Below are 12,020 nucleotides of genomic sequence, written 5' to 3' on the forward strand. Positions count from 1 at the left end.
TTACCTAAACCCAAGAAAGCCAGCAAAACTAGGGTGTGACAGGGGTCGAAATGATTAAGCTGTTATTTTCTCTAACAGCATCAATGGGTGCGGCACTCACGTTAAGCGTTTGCACAAATGGACTCAGCGTTGCCTTCACAACAACGGTTATCGTGGCGCTGCTGCCCGCTGCTAATGTACCCAAAGAACAAACGCTGACCCCTGCCTTTTTGCAGGTGCCTTGGCTGGCTGTCAGGCTGGTGACCGAGGCATTAGAGAGTACATCGACCCAACTGACGCTCGCCGCACTGTCTGCACCATTGTTGGTGATGGTGTAGCGGTAAGTTGCATCGATACTTTTTTGTACCGTAGCGGGTTCAAGACTTGCCACGACTTGCAGGTCAGCCGTTTTGGCGGTGGTTAATAAGCGGTCGCGGATAAAAATGTCGGATTTAAGGTTGCCATCGCCAGCGGCCAATAAGTTGGACGCATCAGAGCTGAAACTAATGAAACGGCCATCGGCGCTGACGGCTGGATAATCACTGGCACCTATCGCTTGTGCGCCCGCCGTATCGACACTGATGCGGCTGGTGGTAAGCGTTTGCATATCGCGCATAAAAACATCATTTTTGGCATTGCTATCGTTTGCCACCAAATTGCTGGCTTCTGAGCCAAACACCACAAAGCGACCACTGGCACTGATGATCGGTCTGGCAAAAGAACTGCTGGTGCCGTTGCCTTGAACACCGGCTGTGCTAGTGCTGACCAATCGGGTGACGGCGGTTGTACGGTCGCGTAAAAAAGTGTCTTGCTTCAAATTGAGATCGCCTGCCACTAAATTGTCGGCGCCTGAGTTAAACACCACATAACGTCCGTCAGCACTGATGGACGGTGCCAGCCAACTCGCTCCGCCGCCGGTAACGGCAATTCGGGGGCTGACCAATTCCGTTTTGTTGAGCGTGCGGTCGCGGACAAACGTATTGCTGCCAGCATTTTGGTCGGCACTAAAATTGGTTGCGTCGGAAGTGAAGGCCACATAACGCCCATCGGCACTGATAGCCGGTGCAAACACGCTGTGGTTATTGGCTTGCGCGCCGGCTGTGCTGATGCTGACACGCGTTGTTTTGTTGGTTTGGCGGTCGCGGACAAAAACATCGCGCGAACCATTGGTATCGCTGGCGACTAAATTGCTGGCATCGGAATTAAAGGCAACAAAGCGACCATTGGCACTGAGGGCTGGCAAGTAGTTACTGGAGCCGTTTGCTTCTACCCCTGTTGAACTCACATTAACGCGCGTGGTTATGCCGGTTTGCAAGTCGTGAACAAACGTGTCTATTTTGGCGTTGCTATCACCGGCAATCAAATTGGAGGCGAACGAATTAAAGGCTACAAATCGTCCATCGGCGCTGATGGTGGGCAACTGGCTATCGTTATTGGCTTCCACGCCTGTCGAGCTGATGCTGGCTCGGCGGGTTTGTCCGGTTTGTCGATCATAAACAAAAATATCTGATGAGCTATTGGTATCACCGGCAACAAGGTTGCTGGCGGTTGATTTAAATACGACATAACGTCCGTCCGCACTCATTGCCGAATCAGCAGAGCTGTGGCTATTGCCTTGTATGCCTGCCGAACTTTGGCTGATTAGGGCTGTTTCTGCCGCGTAAACAGACCCTATAGCCAAACTAAGTAACGGACAAATCAGAAATAATCGATGCTTTTTGTAAGCTATTGGTTTCATTGTTTTATCTTTGTTTGCTTGTTTAAAATACCAGTATAATACCAATAAATAAAATTGAATCCATTCTTTGCTTTGCCTTATCTGTCACATTAGGCGGCAATGTCTACGCAATGGGTTTAAAAAGTGTTTACAATTGCGTTAAAAATTATTTTCATCCGCTCTTTACCCTTTGTCTTGTTATGGCCTTAAGAAAAACCATTATTTCCCCGCAGTTTGAAGCCGCTAACGATAGCGCCGCTTTTATCGCCCGCATCAAGCCCGACACCGGCACCTCAGAACCCGTTTATAAGCAACTGCAACGACGCATTACCGCGATGATTGAGTCGGGCGAATTACTTGATGGCGACAGCTTGCCATCAGAGCGCGCCCTTGCCGATGCTTTAGACCTCAGCCGTACCACCGTCCGCCGCTGTTATGAAGAATTGCGTTCACAAAACCACATCAGTACGCACGGGCGGGCGGGTGTCACCATCAACGCACCTGGACGCGTCAATCCAAAGTTGGGCAAACTCAAAGGTTTTACCGAGGAAATGCAAGAACTGGGCATGACGCCATCAACACAATTGCTGGAACATAGCATTGTCCATGACCGCACGATCGCTTCGTTGTTTAACCGGCCTGCCTCCGCACGTTTTTTACGTCTGGTGCGCTTGCGTCTAGGTGACGATATGCCCCTGACCCGCGAAGTGGCTTGGTATGACTTAAGCACCGCACCGGCTTTGGCAAGCTGGGATTTGTCCGGCTCCGCTTACCAATATATCGAAGCTTACTGTGGTTTGCGTCTCAGTTATGGCGAACAAACCATCGAAGCCGTATTAAGCAATGACGAAGAAGCACAGGTCTTTAGCTTTACCGAACCCGGCCCATGCTTGCTGCTTAAGCGCAAAACCTTCACCACTGACGGGCAATGCGTGGAATATGTCGAAGGCACGTTCAGGGGTGATGCCTATACTTACCGCATCACCCTAAATATGCGGGCTTAAGCGGCGGTACTGTTTCCCATAAATCCTGCCAACTGCGTTTCGGTTGGCAGCACCTGCAACACACCTTGCCGAGCCGCCACATAAGCTCCGCTGGCATTGGCAACAAGTAAAGCGTCGGATAGGGTTTTTTGTTCCAGCAAGGCCATTAATAGCGCCGCCGCAAAAGCATCGCCAGCCCCTGTTGCATCTACGGCGGTTACCGGATAGGCGGGTTGGTAAGAAACTGCGCCTTGCTGCCAAGCCACACAACCCTGCTCGGCGAGTGTCACCACAAACAGCTCTCCTTGCCACCCTATTTTTTCTAAGCAAACCGGCAATGCTTGTTGCCAATCGCTGATGCCCTTTGTGGTTTTCCCCAACCCCAGCAATTGTGCTGCTTCGCTTTCATTGACGATCAAAATGTCCGTAAGCATCAACATTTCAGTGCTGGGAATGCGCCATGGCGACGGGTTTAAAACCGTGCGGATGGATTGCTGACGGGCTTGCCGGAATGCCGCCAAAATCGGTTCGTCTGTAATTTCAAACTGCGCGTAAACCGCTGCGGCAGACGACAATAAGGCTTCTGCTTGCTGGATATGGTCGGCAGATAACAACGCGTTCGCCCCCGGATAAACGGCAATGCAATTGCTGCCATCAGCGGCAATAAAGCCCACACCAAAACCTGACGGTTCCGGTAAGCGCACAAGACCTTCAGAGGCGATGCCTTCATGTTGCAAATACGCCAACAAGGCTTCTGCGGAAGCATCCTGACCAACCGCAGCCAGCAGAGACACATCTACACCCAATCGGTGCAAGGCAACCGCCAAATTTAAACCTTTGCCGCCATGTTCTATCCATAAAGATTGCGCCTGAAGCGACTCGCCAACAGCAGGCAAAGCCGACAATCCTAAACAATGGGCGCGCACATAGCTGCCTAAAACCAAAACCTTCAACATTTGCTCCTAAAATCGTTTATCCGCCAGCGCCGCACAACGTGTTATGGCATTCGCCCCAGCAATTTTGCACAAGACTGATGGTTAAAGCATTAAAATGCCTTTTATTGATAACAAGTCAACTCTTCACCTAAAACCCAACCCATCGAATGAACAACCTATTTGCATTTGCCGAAGCCTGTCTGCATCGGATCGACATTGACGAAAAACTGGCGTTAACCCACCAAGCCTGGCAATTATGGCAAAACGGTCAGCTTGATTTTAGTGACCCTTCACCCATGCAGGCCATTGAACACGTCCAGTTTCCCGCCCGTCCGCTATTGCTGGCGCCCCGCGACATGCCTAACCGCAAGCTAGGTTCGCCCGAAGGGATCAAGGCTTTTTTCCATGCGATTGCCCATGTTGAATGGATGGCGGTGTATTTGGCTTGGGATATTATTTACCGTTTCCGGGGCTTGCCGACGGCGTTCTATAGCGATTGGCTAAAAGTTGCCGATGAAGAAGCCCAGCATTTTGCCTTGCTGCGCGACCATTTACAAACAATGGGCGTGGCCTACGGCGATTTGCCTGCCCACAGCGGTTTGTGGGAACACGCCACCGATACGGCGGGCGATTTGTTGGCAAGGCTGGCGATTGTGCCGCGCTGCATGGAAGCGCGTGGACTGGACGTGACGCCCAGCATTATCGAAAAATTTAAGCAAATAAAAGACACGCAAAGCGTCGCCATTCTGACGCGGATTTTGACTGATGAAGTCGGTCACGTGGCGATTGGTTCACATTGGTTTAAGTGGCTATGTGGGCTGCGCGGTGTAGAGCCTGAACAACACTACCAACAATTGATTCACCAATATTACAAGGGCGGCAAGCCAAAAGGCCCATTTAACCGAGAAATGCGTATAATTGCAGGCTTCTCGCACGCAGAGCTGGATTGGTTGGAAGCATCATCATGAAATCACCAAAAATTTTCGATTACCCTTTATTTGCCTTAGGTTTCAGACCCTTTTTTGTGTTGGCGGGTCTTTCCGCACTCCTGTTGATATTGCTATGGAACGCCATTTTTAAAGGCGAATTGGCGCACGGCAACTATTTTGGTGCCAGCACATGGCATGCCCATGAAATGCTGATGGGCTATTCGGTAGCGGTCATTGCCGGATTTTTACTGACGGCGGTCAAAAACTGGACAAACAAACCCACTTTGACCGGCGATGCGCTGGGTGGACTTTGTTTGCTATGGTTGTACGGACGGGTTTTGCCGTTTTACGCAGGCTTATTGCCGGATGTGATGATTGCGGTGATTGATATGGCCTTTGTGCCGGTGCTGGCATGGCAAGTCAGCAAACCCATCATGCAGGCTAAACAACCCCAGCATTTGCTTTTTGTTGCTTTGCTGCTGTTGATCGCCATCGGCAATGGCTTGATTCATGCCGATATTTTAGCGTTGACTGAAAATACCGCATGGACAGGCTTGGCGTTAATTGTTGCGACTATTATCACCACCATTTTGGTTATTGCCGGTAAGGTCTTCCCCTTTTTTACCGAACGCGGCTTGTCGGGTACGCTGATTATCCGTAACCCCTTGTTGGATGCCTTGTCGATCGCCACGGCGGTCGTGGTGTTTGCTTTGCAAGCCTTTGATGTTTCAGGTGCGGTTTTAGCCATAGCCGCCAGCAGTGCGGCCTTGGTAAACTGCGCGCGGCTAGCCGTTTGGTACGTGCCACGCATTTGGTATGTGCCGTTGTTGTGGGTGCTGTATGTCGGCTATGGTTGGATCATTTTGGGTTTTGTGATGACGGCGTTTGCCGCTTACCAAATGGTTTTGCCTTCGCTGGCCTTGCACGCTTTCACCGTCGGTGGGATTGCCGTGCTGACCTTAGGCATGATGGCGCGGGTCGCTTTAGGCCACACCGGTCGGGCATTGCGCATTTCCAACGCGATTGCCATTGCCTTTGTATTGATTAACGTGACCGCATTGTTGCGGGTGTTGGTGCCGATGACCTTGCCTGCTTGGTACAACCTGTTGGTCTATGTTTCCAGCTTGTGCTGGCTGACGGCTTTTGCTTTGTTTATATTTGTGTACCTGCCCATCCTGACCCAGCAACGGGCGGACGGACAAGCCGGATAGTTTGCAGAATCGGGCAAGCGGCTTTTTATAAACAGCCGCTTACCCAGTATTTCATCCTTTACGCGGCGTAAGAAAGCGCCCCTAAACCTTTTTCTGCTGCTTCTTTATAAAACGACTGCAAGCAATCGAACTGCTCCAACAGATACTCATCGTCGTCCTGAAAAACTTCAAAGTGGTATAAGTCGGCGTCATCACTCAAGCCCCGCAAGCCTTCCATCACTTGTTCGTGCGTCCACTCCGCCAACTTCGCCGCCGTGGTTTGCACTTCGGCAGCTGAAATCAAGTTGCAACCGTTAAAAAGCGCATTGTCCACTTCCACGCCAATCCAAAAGCCGACGCCATCCAAGATGGCAGCCAACACATCCCAAGCGGTTTCTACATCGGTATTCAAGCTATATTTATTTTCTTCCAAAACCCATTGGTCGATCAGGTGATTGTCATTCATCATGGCCTCAATTTCAGGCTGGGTAAATGCGCGGAAAAAGATGTTCATACTCATGGAGTTGCTCCCGTTTTAGGTTTTTAATAGTGATCGCCAGAAGACATCATCGATCCAGCGTGGGCTATGTATCAACGCGGCGTGCCGTAATGATATAACAGAGACAGAATCAAATGCTGCCGTTGTCAATGCTACAAGACAGCCGTTAGTGATGCCAATGAAATTGGCCTGCTCGGTACAGCTGGCAAATTGATGGTCTCTGACGAGATAGGCGGAAGCTGCCAGGTAGGTGCTGGTCGGAGGGAAGAAGGCCGCGACTGCTTAGCGTCAGATATAAACTTGAAGGGATGTTAAGCCATTGCAAAACACCCCTGAGAATACTGCCTGACCACGGATGGCTGGGCAGTGTAGCGCTATTGGATGGCTAGCTGAGGCAGTCTTATGGTGCAGTTGTTGCCCCTTGAGGCGCATAACCATTCACTTTGATTTCAATCAGCGGTTGTTCCTCTTGGCCCATCTGACGGAAAATTAAACCATTCGTGAGAACAGCAGGCGCAACGGCATCACAGCTGCTCTTAACCAATAGCCAGGGGGAATCCCTAACCGATGACCCATCATCGTCCAAGAAACTTACATCTGTCGTGAAATCCACCCAGTTTTGGCTGATAGGGGCGAGGCTGGTAAGAGGTCTTGCCAAACCACCGGGTCTATGGACGACAGAGGTCATGGTCAAGCCCGCACGGTACAACACTTCATCGGCGGCTCCCACCCCTGTTGTTGAAAAGAAATAAGCAACAGACACGGGGCCGCGACCGTTAAACCCTGCACGGAGAAAATCATTGACTTCAAAATACTGCGATCCAGGGCTAACAGACCGACGGTCATAATCGACATTGTTCAGGCGTATTTTCGCACCATAAATACAATTCGTACCATTACGCCAAGCTCTATCGGTGACAGTACCTACCGTGATGGGTTGGTTGAGCGTGTAAGCATTGTTCATGATGATATTGCGGACAACGTTTGCCGTTTGGTTGTAACCTGCTAACGGCGGGGTAATGCTGGGAATCGCACAGGCATTATTGGCTCCCGTGCCAGGAGAAAAGGTGGGTGGTGTGGAGCCATTCGGATTCGAACCAAAATCTCCTGTTAAGTTACAGCGGACATAAGCCGTTGTGCCGCCCGGAACGGTGGCTCCAGTAGCAGGTAATCTAACAAATCCGGTTGCCATTGCCGAACCTGTGGTCATCAATAGGCTGCCAATTAATGCGTTGATAAGTACATTTTTCTTCATAAATTTACCTTGTTTTTTTTGTAAGAAATTTTTTTATATGTTTTTATTAGGATTATTAATTTGTCGATGACTCACTGACATTCAGTCCATTAAAATCCATGTCCGACACAGGTGGTGGCTTGCACGCCATCGACAACCACACCGTCCGGGCAGATGGCTGATGTAAAATCGGTTTGGCTGTCGATAAATGCACTCTCTGCATTTTTTGTATCTGCCAAATTGGCGCCTTGAAGGTTTGCGCCTGAAAAATTCGTGCCGGCAAGATTGGTGCCGGCAAGATTGGCTTCATACAAGTTTGCTTCGGAAAAATCGGCATCATCCAAATTGGCTTCCGTCAAATCCGCCTGGCGGAGCGTTGCCCCCATTAGAGAACTCCCTGAAAGTTTGGCGTAGGTCATATCTGTTTTGCTTAAGTCCGCATTTTCCATATGGCTTGACGCCATATCCGCGCCAGTCAGGGTGGCGCGGATCAGTTTTGCGCCGGTCAGATTGGCAGCTTTCATCTGGGCGGCATAAAGATTGGCATTTGAAAAGTTGACACCGTTCATATTTGCCGATTCGGCGATCACCGGATTGTTGCCGTCTGATTGCAATCCCGATAAATTGGCGTGGTCGATTTGAGTGTCTGGACTAATCACCAATGAGCCGATGACGGATGCGCCGCTCAAATTGGCCCCTTTTAGATTGGCGAACCCCAACTCGCCATTCAGCTGCGCTTTGGATAGGTTGGCTCCTTGCAAATCCATATCCTTCAAACTATTCCTTTCCGTAAAATCGCATTCACCCAATTTCGCCCCCGGCGCAGGTAGGAAGCAATTGCCTTTGTCAGCATTATTGGCTTTTCTGACCATGCGCCAATAGGCAGGACTTAACGACGGCATTTGGTTTTGGTTTTCGTCGGCTAAACTCAGGTAAGCCGCGCCTTCGTAATTGACACGGTCATTCACGGCATAAAGCGGCGTTTCTCCCCAATCCCCCCTGAAAACACCTGGCAAACGCCCCGCATTGTCTTGGTTGTCGGCGGCTTCCTGAGCGGAAACATCGCTTGCCTCTGCCCATAAAGGTTTTTTTTCTAACCCTTTTTCATGGCGTTTTGCCGACAAAGACTCATTGGAGAGGAGGGTGGGTGACTTTTTGGCAAGCTCTGTTGTTTGCGAAGGTGCTGATATGAAAGCAGCACCGAATACGATACCTCCCAGCAATGGCAATGCAGTAAAAAGGGCTTTGGTGTGATTCATCGTACCTATCTGGTTTTTTGCTAGGGGCGTTAAAACGAACAGCGAAATATGTTGGCTGATGAAAATTGTATAGAAAAAAAACAGCGCCAAAATACCCCACGCAAAATTAAGAATAATTCCTGATGTATTCGGGAAGATTTCCTATATCGCCTTGTGTGGATACTCTCTAATATGCCCCTCTCCATTCTGTAATGGTTTTACAAAATTCACGGATATAGTTTTCTTCTTCTGTTTTTTCGATATGCCGCAGCCCCCAAAAAAAACTTTCTTCCTGCTTGCAAAACCCTGTCTAAGCTTATGGTTTTTTCCGATAGCGCTTGTGTCTGCCTGGCCTTGTTTTTCAGGTGAACCTGCTACCGACCCTATTGAGCTGGAAACGATTGTTGTTGAAGGGCATTCCTACACCAAGCTCGGCCCTTGGGAAGGCTTGCAGTTATCCAAGGAACAAATTCCAGGCAACGTCCAATCCATCACCAGCAAAGACATAAAAGAGTCCATGGCGACCAGTTTGGGCGATCTGATGAATTCCCGTTTGCAATCGGTTAACGTTAACGACTATCAAGGCAACCCGTTCCAGATGGACATCAGCTATCGGGGCTTTTCGGCCTCGCCGCAAATTGGTACACCGCAAGGTTTGTCGGTGTTTCTTGACGGTGTCAGAGTTAATGAACCGTTTGGTGATATTGTTAATTGGGACCTGATCCCAATGAATGCGCTGTCGGGTATGGATGTATTTCCGGGTTCCAATCCGTTGTTTGGTTTGAATACCTTAGGCGGGGCATTGTCGCTGCGGACAAAAAATGGCTTTGACGATCCCGGTGTTAACCTGAGTTTTCAAGGCGGTTCTTGGGACAGAAAAAAAGGCGAAGCATCAGCGGGTTGGAATAATGGCGTAGTGGGCGGTTTTGTGGCGTTTACTGGATTTGACGAAGAAGGCTGGCGGATGAATTCGCCTTCACAGGTCAAGCAAGGTTTTGCCCGCGTTGATGTGCGTGGCGAACAATTTTCCCTGAAAGCCAGTACCCTGATGGTCGGCAATCAATTGCTGGGCAACGGCCTGATTCCAACGGATTTGTACCAGCAAGACCCGACCGCCGTCTTCAGTTCGCCGGACAATACCGAAAACGATTTGCAGCAATACAGCTTAGGCGGTGAGTTTTACTTTAACGATAACCTCAGCCTGAGCGGACAAATCTATCGCCGTGACAGCAGCCGGCAATCGCTTGCGGGGGATATTTACGAAGATTTTAAAGATATGGAAAACGGCTGGACCAATCCGCTACAGGCCAAAGGCACACGCACCGGGCAACCGGTTTGCCGTTATCAGGATGCCAATAAAGACGGTGTGCCGGATTATGGTTTGGATAGGAATTTTGATGGTTTGATTGATCCAGGCACTATCAATAGGCCACTAAATGCAAATAATCGGGATTATGTTGCCCTCGTGCCGCCCATGGAGGCCAACTGTGACCGCGTCAATTACGTTCCTGTGAGCGCTTCTTCAGGCCCCCGTAATGGTGCCGAGGGCGATCCCAACAACAAAACACCCGGGTTGTCGTCAAAAGGTTGGGTTAACGGTACGCCCATTGGTGTGTTGAGCAAAACGGCGATTGAGCAAATGACCGATGGCGTATCCCTGCAATTAAATTGGGATAGCGATCAACATAAATTCATGGTTGGCGGCTCGGCTGATCTGTCAAATTCTGATTTTGACGTCAGCCAACGCCTAGGTTTGATGGACGCATCGCACCGTGTCTATCTTGCCCCTGATGCCATAGACCCGGTATTTGTCGCGGCACGGGAAGACATCCATAACAATTCGTTTGTCGGCAAATCCAATACGTTTAGCGGCTATTTTAGCGAAACGTTTTCGCCCAAAGACAATTTGCATCTGAGTGTTGCGGGGCGTTTTAACCATACCCAAGTCACCAATAAGCTTAGGGCGAGGACGCGGGCGGGATTTGAAGACCTGCATGACATTAACGACCTGAACACTTATCGCCCGACGGTGATTGTTTGCCAAGGCACCGATCCGGCCTCGTGTGGCGATACCCCTAATTACAATTTGCGGGCCAATTGGAATAAAGACGTGCTGTTGTCACAAGACCCTTATTTTGGCTTGGGCCAGTACAGTGAAACACCGACATCGGATCAGTTTGAGTACAACTCTTTCAACCCCTCTTTGGGCATCAGTTACTTGCCATTCAAAGACAGCCAAATGGCAGCAAAAGACCTGAATGTGTTTTTTAATTGGAGCCAGGGCACCCGAACGCCATCCAATGTTGAATTGGGTTGTGCTTATGACAGTACGCTGGTGCCGCAAACGCCGGGCGACCCAAATTCACCGAAAGTCCCGAAAAGCGTCGCTTCGATTGGCGGAGCCTGCACCTTGCCAACGTCACTCTCTGGCGACCCGTATTTGCCACAAATCTTTGCCAATTCTTATGAAGTGGGGATGCGCGGCAAAGTCTTTGGTGATTGGGAATGGAACACCAGTCTGTACCGCACCGATTTACGCGATGACATTTATCTGGTTGGCATCACGTCCAGCCGGAGCTTTTTTGACACCATCGGCGACACCCGCCGGCAAGGCTTGGAATTAGGCTTTTCCGGCAAAGTCGGCATTGTCGATTTCCGCGCCAATTACGGCCTGACCGAAGCCACCTTCCAATCCCATTTGTTCATGGTCAGCCAATACAATAGCAGTGCTGCCGTCAGTACGCCTTTAGAACCGAAATATGATGAATCGGGCAGGCCATTGGAAGCGATCCAAGACATGATCCAAATCCAGCCGGGCGACCGTATGCCGGGCATCCCGTTGCATAACCTTAATGTTAACGTCAACTTGCACCTTACCCAGAAATGGGAGTTCGGTGTCGGCATGGTGGCACATTCGTCCTCGTTTGTGCGCGGTAACGAAAACAACGAACATACCCAAGGTGCGTATGATTATATCGAACGCCCCAATAGCACGGGTACAGGTACGGAACTGATCCGCCTTCGGCAGTTTACCGATGCAGGTAAAGTAGAGGGTTATGCTATTTTTAATCTGAAAAGCCATTACGAACTGGCGAAAGGATTTTCGGTGTTTGGTATGATTAATAATGTCTTCGATACCCAATACGCCACCGCAGGACGCTTAGGCATCAACCCCTTTTCGCCCTCAGAAAAAGGTACGGTTGGCCCTAGCGGTTGGAATTACAACTCCAATGACTGGCTTAACGCCACCCTTATCGGTCCTGGCGCGCCCCGCGCTTACTGGGCAGGGATTGAATACCGTTTTGAACTTTAGGTT

At 50.0% G+C, this 12,020-nt stretch carries 9 protein-coding genes; 4 read left to right on the forward strand and 5 right to left on the reverse strand.

Annotation, left to right across the window (positions count from 1 at the left end; translation table 11 throughout):
* Nucleotides 1-28: 28 nt before the first annotated feature.
* A complete protein-coding gene (locus ACYQ1O_RS04445) occupies nucleotides 29-1,717 on the reverse strand; it encodes a CARDB domain-containing protein (protein ID WP_459990426.1) in 1,689 nt (562 codons plus the stop codon).
* Nucleotides 1,718-1,896: 179 nt separating this feature from the next.
* On the opposite strand from ACYQ1O_RS04445, the gene ACYQ1O_RS04450 reads away from it, so the two are divergent.
* Nucleotides 1,897-2,700: a GntR family transcriptional regulator gene (locus ACYQ1O_RS04450; RefSeq protein ID WP_459990427.1), complete on the forward strand. Its 804-nt coding sequence runs from the start codon at nucleotides 1,897-1,899 to the stop codon at nucleotides 2,698-2,700.
* On the opposite strand, the gene ACYQ1O_RS04455 is transcribed toward ACYQ1O_RS04450, so the two are convergent.
* On the reverse strand, nucleotides 2,697-3,635 hold the full coding sequence (locus ACYQ1O_RS04455) for a ribokinase (RefSeq protein WP_459990428.1): 939 nt from the start codon (nucleotides 3,633-3,635) through the stop codon (nucleotides 2,697-2,699). The two genes, ACYQ1O_RS04450 and ACYQ1O_RS04455, sit on opposite strands and share 4 nt — an antisense overlap.
* 146 nt (nucleotides 3,636-3,781) lie before the next feature.
* On the opposite strand from ACYQ1O_RS04455, the gene ACYQ1O_RS04460 reads away from it, so the two are divergent.
* On the forward strand, nucleotides 3,782-4,582 hold the full coding sequence (locus ACYQ1O_RS04460) for a ferritin-like domain-containing protein (RefSeq protein WP_459990429.1): 801 nt from the start codon (nucleotides 3,782-3,784) through the stop codon (nucleotides 4,580-4,582).
* Entirely contained in the window at nucleotides 4,579-5,754 is a 1,176-nt protein-coding gene (locus tag ACYQ1O_RS04465; RefSeq protein WP_459990430.1) for an NnrS family protein, read from the forward strand. Before ACYQ1O_RS04460 ends, ACYQ1O_RS04465 begins: the two co-directional genes overlap by 4 nt.
* 58 nt (nucleotides 5,755-5,812) lie before the next feature.
* On the opposite strand, the gene ACYQ1O_RS04470 is transcribed toward ACYQ1O_RS04465, so the two are convergent.
* The 3 genes from ACYQ1O_RS04470 to ACYQ1O_RS04480 form a co-directional block, all read right to left on the reverse strand.
* Nucleotides 5,813-6,253: a DUF1877 family protein gene (locus ACYQ1O_RS04470; protein WP_459990431.1), complete on the reverse strand. Its 441-nt coding sequence runs from the start codon at nucleotides 6,251-6,253 to the stop codon at nucleotides 5,813-5,815.
* A 379-nt stretch (nucleotides 6,254-6,632) separates the two neighbouring features.
* Nucleotides 6,633-7,487 (reverse strand): hypothetical protein, encoded by an 855-nt coding sequence (locus ACYQ1O_RS04475; protein WP_459990432.1) that lies wholly within the window; start codon nucleotides 7,485-7,487, stop codon nucleotides 6,633-6,635.
* Nucleotides 7,488-7,576: 89 nt separating this feature from the next.
* On the reverse strand, nucleotides 7,577-8,725 hold the full coding sequence (locus ACYQ1O_RS04480) for a pentapeptide repeat-containing protein (RefSeq protein ID WP_459990433.1): 1,149 nt from the start codon (nucleotides 8,723-8,725) through the stop codon (nucleotides 7,577-7,579).
* A 319-nt stretch (nucleotides 8,726-9,044) separates the two neighbouring features.
* On the opposite strand from ACYQ1O_RS04480, the gene ACYQ1O_RS04485 reads away from it, so the two are divergent.
* Nucleotides 9,045-12,017 carry a TonB-dependent receptor gene (locus tag ACYQ1O_RS04485; protein ID WP_459990434.1) on the forward strand — a complete coding sequence of 991 codons (2,973 nt, stop codon included), beginning with the start codon at nucleotides 9,045-9,047 and terminating at the stop codon, nucleotides 12,015-12,017.
* Nucleotides 12,018-12,020: the final 3 nt, after the last annotated feature.

It is taken from the genome of Methylosoma difficile, assembly GCF_054657615.1.